22 protein-coding genes and 7 pseudogenes are annotated in these 21,450 nt (G+C 44.0%); 25 read left to right on the forward strand and 4 right to left on the reverse strand.

Annotated features, from left to right (window positions below):
* Positions 1-93 precede the first annotated feature (93 nt).
* The 15 genes and pseudogenes from OCY70_RS25215 to OCY70_RS25275 all read left to right on the forward strand — a co-directional run bounded on the left by OCY70_RS25215 (position 94) and on the right by OCY70_RS25275 (position 10,756).
* On the forward strand, positions 94-870 hold the full coding sequence (locus OCY70_RS25215) for a recombinase family protein (RefSeq protein ID WP_261945276.1): 777 nt from the start codon (positions 94-96) through the stop codon (positions 868-870).
* A 121-nt stretch (positions 871-991) separates the two neighbouring features.
* The gene (locus OCY70_RS25220) at positions 992-1,936 is read left to right on the forward strand and encodes an IS110 family transposase (RefSeq protein WP_213431459.1); all 945 of its coding nucleotides are present in this window, start codon (positions 992-994) and stop codon (positions 1,934-1,936) included.
* A 24-nt stretch (positions 1,937-1,960) separates the two neighbouring features.
* Positions 1,961-2,724, forward strand: a protein-coding gene (locus OCY70_RS25225) for an IS5 family transposase (protein WP_261944570.1) whose coding sequence is annotated in 2 segments (ribosomal slippage) — positions 1,961-2,282 and positions 2,282-2,724 — 765 coding nt in all. Because the reading frame shifts where the segments join, the coding sequence is not laid out codon by codon here.
* 16 nt (positions 2,725-2,740) lie between these two features.
* Positions 2,741-3,064 (forward strand): annotated as a pseudogene (locus OCY70_RS25230) (transposase); the annotation flags it as partial.
* Between the two features lie 154 nt (positions 3,065-3,218).
* The gene (locus tag OCY70_RS25235) at positions 3,219-3,515 is read left to right on the forward strand and encodes a hypothetical protein (protein ID WP_213431476.1); all 297 of its coding nucleotides are present in this window, start codon (positions 3,219-3,221) and stop codon (positions 3,513-3,515) included.
* 38 nt (positions 3,516-3,553) lie between these two features.
* Positions 3,554-3,864 (forward strand): annotated as a pseudogene (locus OCY70_RS25240) (hypothetical protein).
* 125 nt (positions 3,865-3,989) lie between these two features.
* Positions 3,990-4,106 carry a hypothetical protein gene (locus OCY70_RS36280; RefSeq protein WP_373871544.1) on the forward strand — a complete coding sequence of 39 codons (117 nt, stop codon included), beginning with the start codon at positions 3,990-3,992 and terminating at the stop codon, positions 4,104-4,106.
* Positions 4,093-4,296: an RNA 2'-phosphotransferase gene (locus OCY70_RS36285; protein WP_213431475.1), complete on the forward strand. Its 204-nt coding sequence runs from the start codon at positions 4,093-4,095 to the stop codon at positions 4,294-4,296. The genes OCY70_RS36280 and OCY70_RS36285 overlap by 14 nt, the downstream gene beginning before the upstream one ends.
* Positions 4,297-4,459: 163 nt before the next feature.
* Entirely contained in the window at positions 4,460-6,817 is a 2,358-nt protein-coding gene (locus OCY70_RS25245; protein WP_261945275.1) for an RHS repeat domain-containing protein, read from the forward strand.
* A gap of 11 nt (positions 6,818-6,828) precedes the next feature.
* The gene (locus tag OCY70_RS25250) at positions 6,829-7,368 is read left to right on the forward strand and encodes a hypothetical protein (protein ID WP_213431254.1); all 540 of its coding nucleotides are present in this window, start codon (positions 6,829-6,831) and stop codon (positions 7,366-7,368) included.
* Between the two features lie 264 nt (positions 7,369-7,632).
* Entirely contained in the window at positions 7,633-8,025 is a 393-nt protein-coding gene (locus OCY70_RS25255; protein ID WP_213431253.1) for a hypothetical protein, read from the forward strand.
* 48 nt (positions 8,026-8,073) lie between these two features.
* A complete protein-coding gene (locus OCY70_RS25260; RefSeq protein WP_213431252.1) occupies positions 8,074-8,454 on the forward strand; it encodes a hypothetical protein in 381 nt (126 codons plus the stop codon).
* Between the two features lie 114 nt (positions 8,455-8,568).
* A complete protein-coding gene (locus tag OCY70_RS25265; protein WP_249725663.1) occupies positions 8,569-8,979 on the forward strand; it encodes a SecY-interacting protein Syd in 411 nt (136 codons plus the stop codon).
* A 603-nt stretch (positions 8,980-9,582) separates the two neighbouring features.
* Positions 9,583-9,921, forward strand: coding sequence for a hypothetical protein (locus tag OCY70_RS25270; protein ID WP_213431251.1), 339 nt, complete (start codon positions 9,583-9,585; stop codon positions 9,919-9,921).
* Between the two features lie 527 nt (positions 9,922-10,448).
* Positions 10,449-10,756, forward strand: a pseudogene (locus OCY70_RS25275) (DUF7716 domain-containing protein).
* A gap of 225 nt (positions 10,757-10,981) precedes the next feature.
* Here OCY70_RS25275 and OCY70_RS25280 read toward each other — a convergent pair.
* Positions 10,982-12,141, reverse strand: a pseudogene (locus tag OCY70_RS25280) (IS110 family transposase).
* A gap of 696 nt (positions 12,142-12,837) precedes the next feature.
* Here OCY70_RS25280 and OCY70_RS25285 point away from each other — a divergent pair.
* The 3 genes from OCY70_RS25285 (at position 12,838) to OCY70_RS25295 (ending at position 15,059) form a co-directional block, all read left to right on the forward strand.
* Entirely contained in the window at positions 12,838-13,806 is a 969-nt protein-coding gene (locus tag OCY70_RS25285; RefSeq protein WP_213431437.1) for an RHS repeat-associated core domain-containing protein, read from the forward strand.
* A 21-nt stretch (positions 13,807-13,827) separates the two neighbouring features.
* Positions 13,828-14,187 (forward strand): hypothetical protein, encoded by a 360-nt coding sequence (locus OCY70_RS25290; protein WP_213431436.1) that lies wholly within the window; start codon positions 13,828-13,830, stop codon positions 14,185-14,187.
* Between the two features lie 407 nt (positions 14,188-14,594).
* Positions 14,595-15,059, forward strand: a complete 465-nt coding sequence (locus tag OCY70_RS25295; protein ID WP_213431435.1) for an RHS repeat-associated core domain-containing protein — start codon at positions 14,595-14,597, stop codon at positions 15,057-15,059.
* Here the strand turns inward: OCY70_RS25295 and OCY70_RS25300 are convergent.
* A pseudogene (locus tag OCY70_RS25300) lies at positions 15,056-15,818 on the reverse strand (IS5 family transposase). The gene OCY70_RS25295 and the pseudogene OCY70_RS25300 overlap by 4 nt on opposite strands.
* A 240-nt stretch (positions 15,819-16,058) precedes the next feature.
* Here OCY70_RS25300 and OCY70_RS25305 point away from each other — a divergent pair.
* A pseudogene (locus OCY70_RS25305) lies at positions 16,059-16,697 on the forward strand (IS256 family transposase); the annotation flags it as partial.
* Between the two features lie 79 nt (positions 16,698-16,776).
* Complete coding sequence (locus OCY70_RS36290; RefSeq protein WP_213427893.1) at positions 16,777-16,863, forward strand: IS3 family transposase; 87 nt, start codon at positions 16,777-16,779, stop codon at positions 16,861-16,863.
* A gap of 107 nt (positions 16,864-16,970) precedes the next feature.
* Here OCY70_RS36290 and OCY70_RS25310 read toward each other — a convergent pair whose 3' ends face one another.
* The gene (locus OCY70_RS25310; protein ID WP_213427888.1) at positions 16,971-17,438 is read right to left on the reverse strand and encodes a hypothetical protein; all 468 of its coding nucleotides are present in this window, start codon (positions 17,436-17,438) and stop codon (positions 16,971-16,973) included.
* Positions 17,439-17,778: 340 nt separating this feature from the next.
* Between OCY70_RS25310 and OCY70_RS25315 the strand changes: the two are divergent.
* Positions 17,779-17,985: pseudogene (locus OCY70_RS25315) on the forward strand (1-phosphofructokinase); the annotation flags it as partial.
* Between the two features lie 493 nt (positions 17,986-18,478).
* On the opposite strand, the gene OCY70_RS25320 reads toward OCY70_RS25315, so the two are convergent.
* Positions 18,479-19,366, reverse strand: a complete 888-nt coding sequence (locus tag OCY70_RS25320) for a helix-turn-helix domain-containing protein (RefSeq protein WP_213427886.1) — start codon at positions 19,364-19,366, stop codon at positions 18,479-18,481.
* Between the two features lie 296 nt (positions 19,367-19,662).
* Between OCY70_RS25320 and OCY70_RS25325 the strand changes: the two genes are divergently transcribed.
* The 4 genes from OCY70_RS25325 to OCY70_RS25340 all read left to right on the forward strand — a co-directional run bounded on the left by OCY70_RS25325 (position 19,663) and on the right by OCY70_RS25340 (position 21,274).
* On the forward strand, positions 19,663-19,803 hold the full coding sequence (locus tag OCY70_RS25325) for a hypothetical protein (protein ID WP_164776221.1): 141 nt from the start codon (positions 19,663-19,665) through the stop codon (positions 19,801-19,803).
* A gap of 533 nt (positions 19,804-20,336) precedes the next feature.
* Entirely contained in the window at positions 20,337-20,492 is a 156-nt protein-coding gene (locus OCY70_RS25330; protein ID WP_249724946.1) for an ETX/MTX2 family pore-forming toxin, read from the forward strand.
* Positions 20,493-20,551: 59 nt separating this feature from the next.
* Positions 20,552-20,725: a hypothetical protein gene (locus tag OCY70_RS25335; protein WP_261948813.1), complete on the forward strand. Its 174-nt coding sequence runs from the start codon at positions 20,552-20,554 to the stop codon at positions 20,723-20,725.
* 255 nt (positions 20,726-20,980) lie between these two features.
* Complete coding sequence (locus tag OCY70_RS25340) at positions 20,981-21,274, forward strand: CPBP family intramembrane glutamic endopeptidase (protein WP_213427885.1); 294 nt, start codon at positions 20,981-20,983, stop codon at positions 21,272-21,274.
* The last annotated feature ends 176 nt before the right edge of the window (positions 21,275-21,450 follow it).

Below are 21,450 nucleotides of genomic sequence, written 5' to 3' on the forward strand. Positions count from 1 at the left end.
GTTAAAAGTAATATAATTACATATACGTTTAAGGGTATAACTCTTATGCGTAACAATAATTCTGATTTCTGTAACGGTGGGGGAGGAAACACCATGAATGTCATCGGTTACGTGAGAGTATCAACACAAGGACAAGCAAAAGACGGCTACAGTTTAGCGTATCAACAAGACGAAATCCGCTCCTATTGTCTGGAGCAAGGATGGAACTTGATGAACATATATGTTGACGAAGGTATCAGTGGGGCGAAGGTAAACGAGGATGCTCTTGAGGTGGACAGAATCGGCTTCCAGAGCATGTTAGCCGCCCTAGCCAGTAAAAACATTGATGCAGTTGTCGTCCTCCATACAAGCCGTCTCTGGCGGTCAGACATCGTGAAAGTTCTGGTTCACAGAGAGTTCAAGAAATACGGGGTGGACGTTCGGAGCATTGAACAGCCCACCTATAGCATTTACAAGAAAGACCCGAATGACTTCCTGATAAATGGCTTGATGGAATTGCTAGACGCATACCAACGTCTCGAAATCGCCATGAAACTAAGTCGAGGGCGGAGCAAGAAAGCCCAACAGGGCGGCTATGCAGGAGGAAGGGCTACCTTCGGATACAAAGCAAAGAAAGGGCAGAAATGTATCCAAGTAGACGAAAGACACGCCCAAACCGTCCGTAGAGTATTTGAAATCAAGGAACAGTATCCCACAAGGTCATTGACCCAGATAGCTGAAACACTGAATCAAGAAGGATTTACAACTGGGCAAGGCAGATTGTTTACCAAAGTACAAGTGAAACGAATCTTGGACAATCGTGATTTTTATAGCGGCACATACCGCTATGGAGATATACAGGCAGATGGCTTGCATGAAGCCATTTTGTAACAGGAAGTGAATGGAGAGGCTTGCGTCCCATTGCGAACCGTAAGGTTAACGCTCGAACTGAGGTTGCCCCCATTTTTACTCCTATACATCAAAGAATCCGTACACAGGGGTGATTTCTTTTATGCACTACAAGCAAAAGCACATCTATGTCGGGCTTGACCTGCACAAAGCCCACCATACAGCCGTCATCATCGACTGTTGGAATACCAAACTGGATGAAATCCAAATCGACAACAAACCAAGTAGTTTCGATGACTTGATGAAGACGGTCAAGAAGCATTGCAAAAAAGGAATGACTCCTGTCTATGGGTTGGAAGACACGGGCGGCAACGGCAGAGCATTAGCCGTTCACCTTGTCGAGAAGAAGCAAATCGTCAAGGAAGTTAACTCTGCCCTCTCCTACAATGAGCGTAAGAGTTACGCTACCACCCAAAAGAGCGACGGTTGGGATGCGTATTGCATCGCCAAAGTGTTGCTTGCAAGGTTAGATGAACTGCCAGATGCGAATCCGCAGGATATTTACTGGACAATCGGGCAACTGGTGGCAAGACGGAACGCACTGGTCAAACATGCCAGTTCATTGAAAAACCAACTACACCAACAACTAAGCTACCACTATCCGTCCTACAAGAAGTTCTTCTGTGATGTAGATGGAAAAGCCGCCCTTGCCTTCTGGGAGAAGTACCCTGCTCCCCATCACTTGGAGTCGGTGGGGGCAGATGACTTGGCGACCTATCTACGCAAAGCAAGCCATAACACTTGTTCTACCCGTAAAGCAGAGGAAATCTTGGAACTGGTGAAGAAGGACGGGGAGACAAAGCGGAAGTTTCAAACGTCCAGAGACTTCATTATTGTCAATATGGTTCAGGACATGAAGCGGAGCAGAGAACTGATTAAGCAGACGGAAGAACAGCTTCGGCAGGTACTGTCAGAGACGGACTATAAGCTAGAGTCGATGGATGGAATCAGCACCGTTACAGCGGTGGAACTGATTGCCGAAATAGGAGATATTCGCCGCTTCTCCAACGCTGACAAGCTAGGGCGTGTACGCAAACTATCGAAATAGCCAAATATCTGGTAAACTTATCCTATGAGAAGACGATATGAGATACGAGATGACCAATGGGAACGACTCAAAGACCTCTTGCCACCGGAACGGAAACCACAGGGTGGACGTCCGGCAATCGATAACCGAAAAATGTTCAATGCCATGCTTTGGGTGATTCGTTCTGGTGCGCCTTGGCGAGACTTGCCAGAGCATTATGGCTCCTGGAGCAGTGTCTACAGTCGTTTCCGCCGCTGGGAGAAAGCAGGCATCTTTGATCGAATGCTAGACGTTCTGGCTGCCAATCCCGATGACGAAAGTGTTATGCTCGATGCTTCCATCGTTCGTGTTCACCAACACGGCGCGGGGGCAAAAGGGGGCAGCAATTCCAAGCCATCGGACGATCACGCGGAGGATTAACCAGCAAGATTCATGCCGTTGTAGACGGCCTTGGCAATCCGCTACGCTTCGAAGTAACCGCAGGCAACATCAATGATTGTGTAACGGGTTATGAGATCCTGCAAACCCAAGACATACAAGGTAAACATGTTTTGGCGGATCGCGGATACGATACCGATAAAATCATTGCGCTTTTGGAAGAGAAACTGGCCCATTCCGTCATTCCCAGTAAGAAGAATCGCACGATCCAACGTACAACCGACTGGTGGTTGTATAAAGAGCGTCATCTGGTCGAATGCCTGTTCAACAAACTCAAACATAATCGTCGGCTGGCAACTCGGTACGATAAATTGGCCTGTACTTTTGTTGCCTTCTTAAAGCTGGCCTCTTCCATGATCTGGTTGGCTTAAGGTTTGCATACACGCCCTAGCCCGTTTTGCAGGTATTGCCCCTGTCCGATTTAGTTCGGGCGGCAAGGGTAAAGACCAAGCAAGCGGACAAGGCAATCGGGTACTGAACGCCATCTTCCATAACCTAGCTGTTCAGCAAATCCAAGTAGCGAAAGGCGACAACAAGAAACAACGGAATCCTCTCTTCTATGACTACTATCATCGGAAGCTAGCAGAAGGCAAGACCAAGAAGCAAGGCCTGATATGCGTCATGAGAAGGCTCGTAAACATCATTTACAGTATGATGAAGCACAAGACCGAGTATCGGGCGGCAACTCTAACAGAGCGTCAGGCAAGTTGATATAATGGTGGTAATTGGTAAAACAGTTGCCACCTTCTTTATTCCCCAGTTTAAGATTACAACTTAGGGGACGGGAGATATTCAGACAATCAACCCCAATGATATTCGATTTAGCCAAACTAAAGTAAATAATGCAGCAGAGATAATTGAAAGCATGAAGGCAAACGGATGGGCAGGTTCTCCTATCGAAGTGGTCAGAATGCCAGATGGGAAATTGACCACCATTGATAATACTCGTGTATTATCGGCCAAATACGCCAATATTAATGTTAAGGCTATTGTTCATGATTCGAATGCATCTTTACCAGAAAATTATATTGAACGTTTTACGAAGAAAGGTGTTCCTACAACATGGGAAGAAGCCATTTATCTAAGAATTGGTAAACAAGGCGCAGCTTATAAAAATAAGTATCCTAATGGGTCAAATATTACTGGATGGGATGGTAACTAAACATGGGAATTGAATTACCAGATACTTCTCAATTGCCAATGGATTTTAAATATCCTGTTGGCTTCCTAAAGACAGTTAGGCTTAACTTAGTGGATTTCGATTTATGGTAAATAAAGAACAGGTTCTCCAAAGATTAAAGGGATTACAAATGAGATATCCAGATAGGTTGTTGATCCCCTTTGCTCGGAGGGATGATAACGATGACATTGCTTGTTTTGAAATAGGAAAGGGTGAGGAAGTGCAAATTATCCATGACTTTGCATCTTCAGGTCATGAGCAACGTAAGTCATACCCTACATTTTGGCACTGGTTTAAAGATGCAATAGATGAAATGATTGAGTTTGAGTAACACTTTCTAAATTTCAAAGAGAACACAAATGTTATTGTGAGGTAATCTTAGATTGGATTATTCAAAACTGAGCAAAGAGGTTTCATAATGCGTTACGTCATGCCCCGTGGGACTATGAGTTAGAGTTGGACAGTGAGGGTTGGGTGGACCTTGAACAATTACTTATGTCACTATGTATTGATAAGAGGTGGGAATTACTAACTGAAAATGATTTGAGAAAGATGATTGATGTATTCGGATAAAAAACGGCACGAGATTAGGGACGGAAGGATAACGGCATTATACGGTACTCCGCCCCAAAGAATACTTAAGAAAGTTGGAAATCCCCCTTCAATTCTGTATCATGGGACAGCGAGACAATTAGTTAACCAAATTTTAACTGAGGGGCTTCAAACGTTGAGGAGACAGTATGTTCATTTATCAGTTGAATAATATTCCACCTAAGTTCATTTCTGCAAATTATAATGAAATCATTTGATTTAACCTTGATGGGCTTTATGCCTTTTAAGGTTTCTTTTTTTTGAGGCTACCCAGTGCCGAATGAAGGTACAATAAAAGACTGACCATCCTTCCGTATTCAATTCAAGGCATTGGCGTGGACTATACGTATACGATCGGCGGCCGGGTGAAGCAGATCCGCACCGCGGAGGCTGCGGCCCGGGGCAAGGTCAGCCAGGAGTACACGTACGACGCGCTCGGCAATATTACCGGCATCGTGGACGGCGAAGGGAATAGGACGCACCACAGCCTGGACGCATGGGGCAACATCCGGGTGCTCACCCGTGCGGATGGAACCGAAGAGCGGTACAGCTACGACCGTGCAGGAAATATCATCAGCTCCACGGACGCCAACGGCCATACGACCTTGTACCGCTACAACAGTCTGGGCAAGCTGGCGGAGGTGGAGGATCCGTCCCAACAGCGCATGGTGTACCAGTACGACCGCCAGGGCCGGCTGACGCGGCAGATCGATCGCAACGAGCGCGTTATCGAGTATGCGTACAACTTCGACGACCAACTGGTAAAGCGCAGAGAAGCCGCGGGAGGCGCGGAAGAAATCTATGTGTACAACGAGGACGGCACGCTGCGAACCGCCGTGAATGATCGGATGCGGTATGACTATACGTATACGCCGGACGGCAGGCTGGCGGCGAAGTATACAAGCGAACCGCCGCTTGGAATCCGCCGCAAGGGCGAGTGGGCCGGGGCGCCTCCGTTCGCGGACCCGCTGACCAGTCCCGGAGCGAATGGAGCGGCAGCACCTCAATCTTGGCATCCGATGGATGCGCTTGAGCCGGAGGCCGCGGTTCCGGGTGCGCGCAAAGTGCTCGAATTCCGCTATGACCCGGACGGACAGGTTACCGGATTGACCGATGCCGCAGGCAGACATACGGAATATCGCTATGATAAAATAGGTCGTATCCAGGAAGTGCTGCAGGGCCGGGAACGTCTCGCACAGTACCGCTATGGCGAAGGCAACCGCATCGGTTCCATTCTGTACGGAAGCGGGATCAGCGTCGAATACGGCTATGACCGGGATGGCCAGATGACGAGTCTGCGGGCGGCCGGCCAAGACGGCCGGGAACTGATGCGCCATACGTACAGCTATGACAATAACGGCAACCAGATTGCCAAGATGGAGCATCATCAGCTTACCCTATACAGCTATGATCCCTTGAACCGCTTGCGGGAAGTGGATTATGGTAGCGGCGCCCAGGAGTCGTACAGCTACGACCCGGCCGGGAACCGCATCCGCCGCGTGCTGGACGGACATGCCACAAGCTATGCCTACGACAGCCGCAACCGTCTGCTGTCGCTGGTCGAGGACGACGGCAGCCGTACCGAGTTCGAGTACGACCACCAGGGCAATTTGCTCTCCGAGCACTCTGGCAGCGGCACCACGACCTATGCCTATGACGCGTTCAACCGGACCGCGCAGGTCGAGAAGCCGGACGGCAGCTATGTCCGTCATGAATATGACCCGGAAGGGCTGCGCAGCGTCATATGCGAGAACGGCGTCACCAGCCGCTTCGTGTTCGACGGCTGGAATATGGTGAACGAGCTGGACGAGGAATGGAACGCCAAGGCCTCCTATGTGCGCGGCCATGAATTGCTCGCGCAGGTGGATGGTCGTGGAGATGCCTACTACTACCTGAACAACCAGCACGGCGACGTCGTGCACATCACGAACCGTCTGGGCGGCATCGTCAACAGCTACGAGTACGACGCCTTCGGCCACACCTTGTCCGCCACCGAAGGCATCCCGAACCGCTTCCGCTACGCGGGCGAGCAGTTCGACCCCGTCACGCAGCAATATTACCTGCGTGCGCGGTTCTACAACCCGATCATTGCCCGGTTCACCCAGGAGGACGAGTACCGCGGCGACGGCCTGAACCTGTACGCGTACGTGGGCAACAACCCCATAAGGTATGTGGACCCGAGCGGGTATAGCAGCCAGAATGTTGGTTGCGGTGGTGGCGGTAAGAAGGAAGGGCCTTATGAGGGGAACGGAAGTACTGCGTTAGTCATTTATGATAAGAAGTTCGCATTATCTCAAATGGAGCCTGTCGAAATAATATTTCCTACAAAAGGAATGAGTGAAACTCGCAAGACTCAGTTCGTACAGCACCTTGCAGAACAAGAAGTAGAATTAAATAGGTTGTCGATTTTTTACACTTCAGATTTAGAAAGCAACTTGATTAATTTCCATTTTAGCGACGCACTTAGACCAATTAACGATTCAGCAAGAAGGAATGCTAGGAAATATTTACCAGGACCGCGTAATGGAGATGCTGCCCACCGACTAGACGCTGTTGCTGGGGGATATCTTTATAATTTTATAGGTTTTAGGCCAAGTTGGGCTCAACAACAAATAGGTAGATTATGGAAATATAGATGGGGGCAGATCGTGCCAGGACGACTTCATAGACTTATACCTAAAGATGAAATATAGGAGGTTTTTCTATGGCAAAAGTATTTTATATGAATTTTGAGAAAGACCATAAAGGTGCCCTCGATAAGGTGGGAGGTTTGCCTACTCATACCCCGCCTTATTTTCCTATAAGCCCTTGCACAGGAAAAGAGTTAGGTTTTTTATTCCAAATTTACTGCGGTGAGAAATTACCACTTCAAGATGCATTGTGTATACAAGTATATCAATCTATTGATATTGATAGTGGTGATGATGGAGAGCCTGTAATCGTAAAAGTGCCGCTTGATGCGCCATTAAATGATGGGAATAAAGGGGTGATTCATCCCGAAATTAGGAATTATGATATATCGTGGGAAGAAGGGACTGAACCAGATTTTCTTCCAGAAACAATGGAGTACTCATCAGAAAATATGAAGATGATGCAATCAAAGCTTGGTGGAGCAGTACCAACTGATTTTAATGAGGGGAGATTTCTTGGTTGGGTTTCAGAATATCCAGTTGATTTTAACTTTGGTGGTTTACTGTGTATTTTATTGAAAGATGATGGAGAATTGGAGTTAATTATAACCTAAGTGCTTACAGGGTTTAGGTATGACCCAGAAATAACTAAATGGCGTTTGGGGCTTTTAATGGAAATTAAAAATCTCTATGCCAGTAAAGGATGCAGGGTTCTCATTTTGTTCGATTAAAATATCCTTTGGTTGTTTGAAACGGCTATATTGTTGCTTTGTACCACGATGCAATAAATTTGTTCCATAGGCTTATTCATAAGGATGAATAAGCCTTTTTTTACACATTGAAGTTTTCATTACAGTAAAAATGATGGGATAAAAACAATGTATGATAAAGATTTAATCAGAGATCTTTTAACAGACTCCACACACAGTATACAAGAGGCGAACATTTTTTTTCAGGAAAGACTTAATGATAAGGCATTATTAGATATCCTAGTTGACTTTGCATTAGACGATTATTCTAGTGACGCCTCAATGACGGCTTCTTATTGGATTTCGAACTTTACGGAGAATTTACTGCTTACTATTGAGGATAAATTACTAATACTCCAAGAATATGAATTGGATAATATTTCTGTACATGCATGGATCGCACTTGGAAAAATTAAATCCAAGAAAGGACTAATATATCTAATAGAAAAAAGAATATCACCGAAGTTAAGTTGGGAAGCAGAAGCTCTAAAACATCATCTAAAAGAATATCTTAATGAATAAAGATGAGTATATCGGCCTTCCACAACAATATCGACAGGGGGTCACATATTGTCGTTTATTTTTCTGGTTGTCCCCTCAATAATAACGGTTTTGAATAAAGAAGAATTAGTAAATGGTGAATTCATTGGTGTAAGAAGCCGTCAAAAAGTAAATTTAATAAACCATGGCGGGATGCTGCTTGCTGCTCCTGAATTAAGAGATACATATCACGTCAGTAATATGATCCCCGCCACATTAAGTAAGAAGGCTGCTCTAATTGAATTTGGTGAGATTTTATTTTTCGTAAGTGCAAACAATAGGTTGGATATAAAGCGATACGTTACAAGCAAAAAAATTCAACTAGTTTCTTTCTTCTCAATTATGAAAAGGAAGGGTGAAATAATGGTAGAAAATTTGATGGAAGTTAATTATGAAGATGCCCAAGCATGAATTCTCAATTATAAGTACAGATGATTCGTCCTTCTCGTGAAGTCATTGACGCTGTTAGGTTCTTGGATTTGCAGATAGACTTCAAGTATTATTGACAATTAAGAGGCGATTAGAGTGAGTATCATAGAAGAATTAGCACATTATTTTGATGAATTACTGAGTTACTGGAATAATACTTTCGGAACTTTACCAAAGACCCCCTTTGATGAAGAGGCTAATCCCTCATTATATCAGGGCGAACCGGATGAAGATGAATATGTCTCTTGGAAGCCGATAGAAAAAGAAATGCAGGAAGATTTTGAAGCGATTGAGGCGAATATTGATTTACATTTACATTCATCTATAAAGGAGTATTTTAATTCCTTTTGGTTTTTAAACCTTCAGGGTTTTTATAATTCAAAGTTAATTATTCTAGAACCTGTTCAACCAGGTATGGATATTAATAATTTTTTGTTAATCAAAAAAAATAGAAGAACATCAAGGAAAAATATTAAAAAATATTCAACTTGGTTACATTTCACCTGAGAATATGGCATTGATGGTCAATAACGAAACTGGAGAAATTCTACAAGAAGATTTTGAAACAGGGCATAGTACTGTGATTGCCAAATCTTTGGAAGAACTTATTAAAGGCTTACGCGTCACAAGATAAAATTGATTGATAATTTATGAATCATAACTCTGACATTGATCTAAAATTTGTAAGGTGTTTAAGTTTATTTCGTCTATCACTGGAAAAGACATAACTATCACTATTAATGACATTCAAAAATCAGTGTCAGTAAACCTCGCAAGTGATAAAGGTATAGAAACTCTGAGAGCACAACTTCTTCATCATGGTTTTGAAGAGTTGATGGAAGAGCAAGAAATATTAGACCTTGATTGGCCCTGTGCCTTTCAAGGTTTCTTTTTGGGGGGGACCCAGTGCCGAATGAAGAATAGCACACATAACCCATGTATTTGTTTAAAGGGTAGTAAGGCAGCAAGAATCAGCTCTTGTTGCTGGATACAAGGTAGAATGGTTAGTTTCTGACAAGAAGGCTGTGGAGCAATTGACAAACTTGTTCAAATTTAAAAATATTGCTCTAGATGTTAAATACTATCCCGAGTAAAGGTTAGGTGTTGTATATGAAGATTTTACAAGAAGGCGAGTTGAAGAACTTAATTTCTGATGAAAAACTACGAAGTTTCTATAATGTAAATATTGATGATGCTCGTTTAAATGAGTTGCTCGCGTATTATTTGTTTTTTAAGAGTAATATTAGTTCAATCTCGCTTGATAAGAAAACCACTTATTATAGTATGTACTTTTGGTATATACAGTTTAAAAAACGGTATTTTGAGGTATATGGGCATGATGAAGGGATAGAACAAGAAGGATTTAAATTATTAGAAGAGATAGACAATCAACTTGAGGAAGGAATAGATTGGGGGCTAATTGAAAAAATTGAGCTCAAGACTGTTTAATTAGAGTAAGAAGTGGTTTCCAATAGTACAACCAACGAAAAAAACACTAAACAACTCGACAATCACACCTGCTAGCCAAAGGCTTATACCAACTTGAACGATAAGGAGGAATGAGCCTTTTTTCAAAGTAGGGTAAGAATATAGGCAAGAAAATAAATAACAGAGGAAAAGGCAGGATTATTAAGCTCTGATACAAGTACCATATGAGGGGACAATTGTATCTTTCAAAGTTTTTTCCCTTTAGAGTGATTTCATTATAAAAATCGTGATACTCGTTCAACTCATAAACCGGAGAATGAAGGTTGCTCGAATAAAACATATCAAGTCCGGATCAGCATACAGCAAAGGGTAAAATACAGGCTATTTTACATCCTGATGGAAAAGGAGGGATGGAAAATTGGGGAGGTGGCAGGAAAAGAAAAAATAATACATTTTCTTCTCTACTTATCTTGATAGACTCCAGTGTTTTATTAAAGTAAAATCCAGTTAAAAACTTTTTAATGGAAGGAAAAGATATGGAAAAACTTATGGTATTGCGAAATATACTAAATAATATTGAACAATTCGAGTGGTCGGATGCGTTGTTTCTTCCAGAAGACGAGACGTGGAGTCTAGTACACAAGGTGCTATACTCGATCCAGATGACGTGGAAGATGACAGTGATGAAGTTCCTAAATTTGCAAAGGATAATGATTTAATGTATGTATTAGATATACAAACCGTAAAAGGAATCATCAAGAACATTTCTGAACAAAAGGCTGAGTGTACAGATAATGATTTATTTGAAGCTTTCTTATACTACTATGATAATGATGCTTTTATAGTACTAAAATAATAGAACAACGAGAGCATAAAAATAATATTTGGTAAGTTGAGTTAATTTTGACCTTGAATGCTTCAGCCATTCAAGGTTTCTTTTCTGTGAAAATCCAAACGCACTCATGAACGATTATCGTCTTTAAAAAGCAGCAATTTTCTGAGAAATGACCATAAGATGCCCGGTCCACCTTCTTTGAAGGGGCCTTGTTTAAAATCGCTATGTTTCGTCAATGCTGTAAGGTTAGTTGATCTGCATGAGTGGTGCTTGTGGTCCACCTTCGATGTAAATTTGTTTGTTCTTCAGCATGTGGTAAGCAATGATAAGTATCTTACGTGAAATGGCAATGCAAGCTTTTTTCTTTCCTCGTCGTGAAGCAATCTTCCAGAACTTTGTTGCCAAGACCGTGTTTCGTGAGCGAGCGATTGCCCAAGACGCTTCGCATAGTGTCACTTTTGCATGAGGATTGCCTTTTACGCTTTTTGTACTTTTTTTTTGCCTGCACTCTCGTGGTTGCCGGGTGCTACGCCAGCCCAAGAGGCAAGGTGATCTGCGGATGGAAATTGCTCCATATCGGCCCCGATTTCTGCAAGGAGTGCTGCAGCTGTTCGTTCGCTAACACCTGGAATGGTCTGAAGCAGTTCGTACTCCGTCCGATAGGGCTCCAAGTGATCGTTAATTTCGGCTTCCAACCGAGCAATGGACTTCTCTAAGTATTCGATATGCTCCCAACAATCTTTAATCAATCGAATTTGATGCGGGGTCATCGTGCCAAAAAGAGAGTCAGTAACTTCACTTTTTTTGTTCTTGATCGAACCCTTGACGCTCGCTTCAACATCTTCCGCGTCAACGTAACCTTTTTCGATTAAGCGTTGCAACAAACTGCGCCCGGATACACCGAATACGTCTGAGATGACACTGCCTAGCTTGACGTTACCTGCTTCAAGATACTTCTGGATTCGGTTTTTCTCCGCTGTTAGGGAGCCGATTCGTTTTTTTCGAAGTCGGCAGAGGTCCCGTAGCTCCCTTAAGTCCTCGGATGGCACAAAGCTGGGCTCAATTAGACCGACTCGAAGCAGCTTCGCGATCCATTCGGCATCACAAACATCCGTCTTGCGGCCAGGAACATTCTTAATGCGCTGCGCATTCGCCAGTACGACGGTGAAGTAGCCTTCAAGGATGTTGTAGACAGGTTTCCAATAGATTCCCGTGCTCTCCATTGCGATGTGTGTAACGCCTTGGGACTCCAGGTACTTAAGCAGTTCGAAAAGATGTTTGGTCATCGTTCCAAAGGTTCGGATCTCGCTGTGGGCCTCCCCTGCAGCATCTGTGGTCATCACACAAACGACGATTGTCTCTTGGTGAACGTCCATTCCAGCACAGCGTTCAAGCAATACTTCCATCTTGGCTTCCCTCCATAACTGAAATACATGACGGCGGATGAATTCGAGCTTGAGCATTTTTCTGTTCGCGGTTCTCTGATTGGGCATACAGAGCCAGCACAGGTTTGTACACAGAACTCATCCTCAACAGTTTATTTGTCGGGGTTACACCACCATTAAAAAGAACGTGTTTCGCGTCATGTAGTAGCAGTATGGGAAATAGGTCCGACCACTAAACCCTCGCTATTTTCATGCTAGGTTTGCGAACGAGAGTTCATGAATGTTTATTTGTGGGGCTACCCAGTGTGGAATGAAGAATAGCACACATAACCCATGTATTTGTTCAAGTGGCATTAAGGCAGTAAGAATCAGGTTTGTGGCCGGCTACAAGGTAGTAAGGTTAGTTTCTGATTAATTGACAAATTACTTTCAGGTTCAGGAGAATGGGTTATCTTCAATCAGCATGGAATGGTAGAGTCCGAATTGCGAATTGCCCTGCGATATTAAATTAAAAACTGATAGCAAATATGTATTTTAATAAATTAAATGAATTTCCCAAAATAAGATATTAATGGTATTCCGACTCTCGAGTAACATTTACCCAAATGAGCGGTCTAATATTTGCGGTAAATTATTATTTGCATGCAAAACGGAAGGACACATGGTTTTTGAATGCCCTCACGACCTATGCGAAGGTCGAGAAGCCGGACGGCAGCTATGTCCGCCACGAAATACGACCCGGAAGGGCTGCGCAGCGTCATATGCGAGAACGGCGTCACCAGCCGCTTCGTGTTCGACGGCTGGAATATGGTGAACGAGCTGGACGAGGAGTGGAACGCGAAGGCCTCCTATGTGCGCGGCCATGAATTGGTGGCGCAAGTGGGCGGCCTTGGAGACGCCTACTACTACCTGAACAATCAGCACGGCGACGTCGTGCATATCACGAACCGGCTGGGCGGCATCGTCAACAGCTACGAGTACGACGCCTTCGGCCATACCTTGTCCGCCACCGAAGGCATCCCGAACCGCTTCAACTACGCGGGCGAGCAGTTCGACCCCGTCACGCAGCAATATTACCTGCGCGCGCGGTTCTACAACCCGATCATTGCCCGGTTCACCCAGGAGGACGAGTACCGCGGCGACGGCCTGAACCTGTACGCGTACGTGGGCAACAACCCGATAAAATATATAGATCCGAGCGGGTATAGCAGCCAGAATGTTGGTTGCGGTGGTGGCGGTAAGAAGGAAGGGCCTTATGCGGGGACGGGTAAACCTAATATTTCACAAAGACATGATGAAATTGCTCATGGTGGATATTATAGTCGACAAGAATTTAGAAGTAAGATTTATAACGCAACTTACACAGAGCATGGATACAAACATTTAAAGGCGAAAACTTCAGATGAAGCAAAACTATTCAGTGAAACAGGTAGGAAACAAGCTCAATATCTGCCGCATATTAATAATAGAACTCTTGAAAAAGAGGCCTTAAACAAAGGGGTATTTGTTCAAGGAGATAAGGGTGCAACCTATTTCATATATGACGCTGGTAGACCTGTAGGTTATGATCTAGGAGTTGAAACTTCTTGGGTAAGGGCTGAACTAACTTCGGGTGGTGTATATCACGGACACCCAATAGCAGGTAAGCGATTAGAAGACTATCTAAAATTAGCTAAGCCTAGATAATATCTCAAATGAGGTGAACTCATGAAAATTAAAAAGGAACCACCAGCATTTAAACTACAGCCATTAAGAATACCGTCGAGTTGGGAGATTAGTTATAACTCGTTTGTTGAACTAGACCCAGTGATATTAAATGACGATGAAAAAGAAAAATGGATTAATTTCACAGAAAACTTACTTCAGGTTAAACACATTAAATATAATATATTTGTAGACGTTGGTTGGTATCCTGAAGGAGACCCCTCTGGTTCGTATGGTCTAGAGCTCATTAAAAACAATGACTGGAGAAATCCACTACTCTCATTTGATACCAAAAAGAAAGATGAAATTGTTGAAAAAATCGAATTGTTACTGTGGCAAGTTGGCGAAGGTTATTACAATTAAATTTTTTACTCACCTTGATTTGGTTTCATACCTTTCAAGGTTTCTTTTTTTGAAAGGATGGTTGACGAATAAACTTAGTACCGCATGCCTGAATTTTATCCTGAATAATGTTTTTCTGTTACATTGAACATTGTAGTATGACAGACCGTTACAAGTAGAACTCATCCTTCAACCCAATAGACTGCGTCATGACGGACTCGGGAACGTTATTACGCCCCAGTGCTTAAATGCTTCCTGAACTGAAGCGTAATCCAAGGTGATCTAACGGAAGGCCAGACCCTGAAGCGTTATGCGCATTTATACGGGGAATGCGAAGCTGGCCAATGAAAATGGCCTCGCAAGCCGTTTCATGAATGGCTGGAATCTGATCGCGAACTGGACGGAGAGATCAAGTCAAGACATCCTATGTGCGCGGACATGAACTGCTTGCACAGGTGAATAGGCAAGGAGATGCCTGCTACTACCTGAACAACCAGCACGGCGACGTCGTGCATATCACGAACCGGCTGGGCGGCATCGTCAACAGCTACGAGTACGACGCCTTCGGCCATACCTTGTCCGCCACCGAAGGCATCCCGAACCGCTTTCGCTACGCGGGCGAGCAGTTCGACCCCGTCACGCGACAATATTACCTGCGCGCGCGGTTCTACAACCCGGTCATTGCCCGGTTCACCCAAGAGGACGAGTACCGCGGCGACGGCCTGAACCTGTACGCATACGTGGGCAACAACCCGATAAGGTATGTGGACCCGAGCGGGTATTCGTGTGAGGAAAAAGGGAATGTTTATGGCAAGGGTGATAAGAAGGAAGGGCCTTATAAGGGTGGAGCTGTTAAGAAGACCGATGAGCTAGAGCGTGTATGCAAACCTTAAGCCAACCAGATCATGGAAGAGGCCAGCTTTATGAAGGCAACAAAAGTACAGGCCAATTTATCGTAGCGAGTTGCCAGCCGACGATTATGTTTGAGTTTGTTGAATAGGCATTCGACCAGATGACGCTCTTTATACAACCACCAGTCGGTTGTACGTTGGATCGTGCGATTCTTCTTACTGGGAATGACGGAATGGGCCCGTTTCTCTTCCAAAAGTGCAATGATTTTATCGGTATCGTATCCGCGATCCGCCAAAACCTGTTTCCCTTGTCTGTCTAGGGTTTGCAAGATCTCATAACCCGTTACGCAATCATTGATGTTGCCTGCGGTTACTTCGAAGCGCAACGGATTGCCAAGGCCGTCTACAACGGCATGAATCTTGCTGGTTAAGCCTCCGCGTGATCGTCCGATGGCTTCGAATTGCTGCCCCCTTTTGCCCCTGCGCCGTGTTGGTGAACACGAACGATGAAGCATCGAGCATAACGCTTTCGTCATCGGGATCGGCAGCCAGAACGTCTAGCATTCGATCAAAGATGCCTGCTTTCTCCCAGCGGCGGAAACGGCTGTAGACACTGCTCTAGGAGCCATAATATTCTGGCAAGTCTCGCCAAGGCGCACCAGAACGAATCACCCAAAGCATGGCATTGAACATTTTTCGGTTGTCGATTGCCGGACGTCCACCCTGTGGTTTCCGTTCCGGTGGCAAAAGGTCTTTGAGTCGTTCCCATTGGTCATCTCGTATCTCATATCGTCTTCTCATAGGATAAGTTTACCAGATATTTGGCTATTTTGATAGTTTGCATACACGCCCTAATACTAAACATTATGTAAGTGAGTGGCATCAAACTAAGAATTATATGTTTTTGAATCGTGAAGAGTCTGTAAAATATTTTGTGTAAACACTCAAACCTACTAAAATGAAGGTAGAAGAAAGGGTGGGAGTACACATGGGATTGTGGTCGAAGGAGCAACTTAGAGCGTTTATCAAGGAGAATAACCTGACGGCAACAAGGACGTACTGGGCATGTGGATTGGCGAGAACGAGTATGCGAAGTTCTGGCTTAGCGTGCTCAACGACCTCAAGAACCGCGGGGTCCAGGATATCCTGATCCCATGCGTCGATAACCTGACCGGCTTCTCTCAAGCGATTACGGCCTGCTACCCGAAGACCGAGATTCAGAAGTGTATCATCCACCAGATCCGCAATTCGACACGCTACGTGTCCTACAAGGATCTCAAGAAGGTAACGGCGGATCTGAAGCCCATCTACAAGGCCGTGACAGAAGAAATGGCCCTTGTGGAACGGGACCGCTTCGAAGAAACGTGGGGAACCAAGTACCCGCTTATCGTCCGCTCGTGGCGCACCAATGGGGACGAACTGGCCACGTTCTTCAAGTATCCGCCGGAAATCCGGAAGCTCATCTACACGACGAACAGGATCGAGAGCTACCATCGCCAGCTCCGCAAGGTGACCAAAGGCAAGAGTATCTTCCCGACGGACGAAGCGTTGCTGAAGATGCTGTATCTGGTCACCATGGATGTCACCCGCAAATGGACGGGCCGTGTCCAAAATTGGGGACAGATGCTATTACAACTCTCGGTCTTCTTCCCCGAGCGCATCGGCCAGCATTTGCCGTGAAAGTTGTTCTCCCCCATGGGGGAGAATCTTTATCACGAGTTTACACAAAATTCTTGACAGACCCGATTAACGAGTTCACATTCATTTTTACAATACCGAGCGATATCAGGGGATACTAAAGAAGATGACCCCTAACGAATTTAGGAATCATCTTCTGGCAGCGTAGTGTTTTTTACCTATCCGCGCTAAGGGTCATATTTTTGTTTTATTTTTTAATATTTTTACTTGATTGATATTTTGGTTTATTAATATACTTTTTGTTTCAAAAAATCATTATTCATATGACCATTTACTATTAATTATTTTACCTCCAGTACTTGTTGTACCTCCTTTATATAATCGGTATACATATGTCCACGTTAATCCTGTTCCTTTTTCTTTAGCGGTTTTAAACTGATTATTATTATTCCAAGCCATACCATTTAAAGTCAATGCCAAACCTAGCGGTTGATTTACATATCCTGCAACAAGTGTAATCAATCCATATTCATTACTAGTATATTTATCGATGTTTTCTATGACATTTATAACGTCACTCTTACTCCATTTTGCTGTAATATGATAATCTTTATATTTTTCGCCGCATATTTTTCCCAGATTAGTAATTTTACAATCTTGTTTCCATTCGGAAGCATCTTGTGAATGTGAACCAGCACTTACTGGAACTGGTTTGATTGTACCCATAATTCCGAAAAATAACAAAATTATTGATAAAAATGATATACCAGTTCTTTTTGCCATAGATATTTCCTCCTTATGTTTTTCCATATAATAGGGGAGTATATAATAACTTATTTTGGATGTCAACCATGGTTCTACAATAAACTGACATTTCATTCATGGTTTCCAAGAACACTCTTTGCATTTGTTTGCCTATGCTTGCTTCCCCCGTTTCTAAATATTGATTGAAGCTGAATCAAAGTTCTTAGCATTCATCGGGTGCTCCTTCTCGTTTAAGATGGCGCTCCATTTATCCGGGAAGAGCTACGTCGTCGCCGACAGTAGCAAGTGGAACAAGGTCTGCTTTGTACAATTCTCAACAACAAGACGAAAGTAATACAGGTTGTGACCTAAATGTTCTAGCGTGCCGACGAAAGCCCGCGGATTTGTCGGCGGCTTTACGGGACAGTACATTCAAGACGGTTTGAATAACGACGAAGGCATCGAGACCGATTTTGTGAAGGTCGAAAGAGATATCCGAATTAACATCAAGCTGAAGACCGGGGAAGAGACCGAGATCAATGGCGCAGGTCCCGTCGCCTCGGAAGATAAGGTCTATGAACTGTTGCCCAACCAACAGGACTGGGAGAATTTTTTAATGTGAAGATTGACTCCAGATGGCCTTCGGCATTACGCTCCCTGCTTCACACGGGGGAATCTTCGTCATCGCTTTAGTCAATAAGCCATTCCTCTATCTTCTGGCGATATTGATCGGTTCGATCATATCCGCTCTTACGCTTGGCGTATGGAAGAAGACAGTAAGAGTCTAATTTGTTCCAACTATAACGGCCGTTCCAAGCATGCAAACCCTCGGAACGGTCTTTTTCTCATTAAAAAGGAACGATTTTCAAGCATGGAGGTGACGGAAGCTGCCGAGGCGGTTGGAATCGAGAATATGGCGCATTTTTACGAGTTTTTAAAAAATTTACGGGCTGCAACCTAAGGAGTATACCGCCAAGCTGGAAGCAGCAACCCGTTGATCGAGGTCCAAGAGTGAATCTCGACAAAGGCCATTCGCAAGACAAGGATCGTCCCCGGCGTAACGAGAGAATAAAACGTTATTATTTTCTCAGTCCAAATTCCTTTATTTTATTTTCTACAAAAAGTGTGAAGGTATATTGTTTTTTGAGCTTGAACAGCATAATGGCTTGTTCGAAATCCGCTAATGCCGATGCATGCTGATTTAAAAAATAGTGATTTAACCCTCTTTCATAATACAGCTCTCCAAAAAGATAGAGAGAATTGTATTTCAAGCATTGTTCGATTCCTTGGCTGCAATAGTGTATACAGTTGTGATAGTCCTGACTTCTTGATAACGAACGTGCAAGGGCGTAGATGTTTTTGATTGGCAATGTCCTGTCCTCGATATAATAATGCCGATGAATATGGCGGTATGTCCAATGTAAAATACGCAGAGCCTTCCGGTTCTGACTGGATTCAGACAGCAAAATGCCAATACTGTTAATAATCGTCAATTCCTGTTCCGAACAAAATTTTAAGCATTTGCATGTTTTTCTTAATGCTGTTTTGAGCATCGTTAAGCATGAATCAAAGTCCTTAGAGGAATAGTAATGAGATACCGCTTGCGCCCAGAGAAGGAATTGCTGATCTTCGGATGCTTCAAAAAGATGGCTTTCTTCCTCCAGAATCTTCAGCACTTGTCCGAAATCATTTTCTTGAATAAAGGAGTGGACAATAAATTTAATATTATTTTTGTAGGTGATATTGGAATCGTTATGGATATCAAATAAATATTTAACATTCACTCTTAATTTTTTGGACAGTAAGTATAATATAAAGCCAGAGGGTATCTCTCGCCCATTTTCAATGTTGCTGATATGAGGTTGCGTACAAATTCCCTTCGCCAGAGCCTGCTGGCTCAACCCTTGCTTCAGACGCAATTCTTTTATAATTTTCCCGATTTCAATAGTATTTAACGTATAAACCATATAGTTCCCCCTTTACACAATTTTACACTTGTTTATCTGATCCTGGAGGAAATATGCTTGTCCTGGTTGGGAACTTCAATTCCTCCTTTTGTATTTTTCGGAATAATTCAGCTGTATTTTTATGGCTTTTCGGTAATGATTTTTTCACTTCCCTGCCAATTTGAGCCGGATTCCCGACGGTTTCACATTATTGAAACAGAATATAACTATCCTTATTTATCGATCGAATTCGAACCATGTTATCGTTAAATTAGAATTAGTGAATAAATAGCTATGTAAGAAAGGGGAAAAATGATATGAATAAGATCGCGAGTGCATTTTTGATTATCGCCTTATTTTTTGGTTATCAGCAAGCAGCTTCGCCCGACACCGATTCATCATCAACAGCCGTAAAATTGGAATTGCGCAGTGACCATCATCTGATTGGAGGGCATTAGGCATGAGGTGCTGATCATCTTAGCAAAAAGGGAGGACACACCACATGCTTGAAAGAAACAAGAAAAACTAATCGCTGGCGCTTTAGCCTTAAGCTTGGTCCCTGTAGGGGCTTTACCGGACATGGCCGCGGATTTCGATCTGAATCGGAGTGCTGTCATATCATCTGCCGCAAGTACGGTTCCGCTTGCATCCGAATCTTATATCGATACGGTGTATTTGAGGATCAATGAGAGGGATAGGCAGTCAAAATTGACGAACAAGCCTATTAATATGCAAGAACAAATCTTGGATAGCTGGTTCTTGGCTAGATTCTGGATTCTGAAAGATCAGAAATCTTACTCAGCCAACCGGTTTATTTCTTGGTACAAAGCCAATCTGGCAAGTCCCAGAGGCTATGACAGCATTGCCGAGCAAATGGGATTAAAAATCGAAGCGATGAATGTATCCAATGTTCAGTACACATCAAGGACGGGGGATACGATATATCGGCGGCACTTCGGAGTTGACGAATTATACTTCCGCAACACAGAAAATGAAAACAGACAGCTTCCAAAAGGATTATACCAGATCTCAAGCGATTGCCGTAACGAACGGCTTGCAGTTAGGCTTTAAAGTGGCTGCCAAAGGCGTAGTTGCTTTAGCAGGGGCCGATAGTTTTATTACCCGAACTATAAAGAAATCACGTTAGACGACGCCCATAATACAATCAATGCGATAAGCAAATGGAATGGCTGGCCGGATATGGACTTGTATCGATTGATGGGCCAGAACAATTACTTAAAGAATGGGACGACGTTATATATCGATACCCCGGTCCAGTTCACTTTTAATGGAGCCACTCCTTATTATCGAGCCACCTTCAAGGAATATGACAAGGACGGAAATTTGGTTCAAACCAGAGCGATCGCGGAAAGCGAGTAATTTGCTTAGGCACCCTGCCTTGAATATAGTCAGCGACGAATGATCTGATTACAGGAGAAAATGCACCTCTCTCACGAATAAAGTGGGGGGGGATTTTTTATGTTGTCAGCCTAAACGATTTTGCGGGATCGCGCAAAAGATATGCGCGATAGGCCTTCCGAACCGGCAACGGATACGGATACCCGAATCAAATCGCTGTGTTACGCTTGTTCTGTAATTAACCGGCCAAAGGAGCGTAATTGTTATGACGAATCAATGGACCCGAAAGCTTGCCGCTTTTATTTCCCCTGGCCTTTGCTGCTGATTGGACTCATCGGGAATTTCATCGGAGAAGAAGTCTATTTCCGCGGTTATTTACTGAAGAAGATAGGCAGGCTGCGCTTTGATTGGCTGATCCTCAGCATTTTGTTCCAGTTCTATCATATGTGGCAGGCGCCGATAAACTGGGCTTTTACCGCAGCCCGCTGTGTGGTCAAAGGCCCTCTATTTCTTCCGTCTGGCCTGCATTCTATTTTCTTGTTATACCATTTGGGCAGTAAGCCAGCATGAGATTCCCGGCTGGATTCGAGAAACGGTACATCTCGACCGTCTGTTAATGGAGGCCCAGCAAGCTGAGCGGGTTCGCCTCTCCTATTATCTGCATGATCGGCTGTTGCAGAATCTGATTTTCCTATCGAGAGATCTGGAGGAGATGGCGAATCAGGGACGAGCTGATGACCGGCAGA

This window comes from Paenibacillus melissococcoides, assembly GCA_944800085.1.
Classification (GTDB): Bacteria; Bacillota; Bacilli; order Paenibacillales; family Paenibacillaceae; genus Paenibacillus_B; species Paenibacillus_B melissococcoides.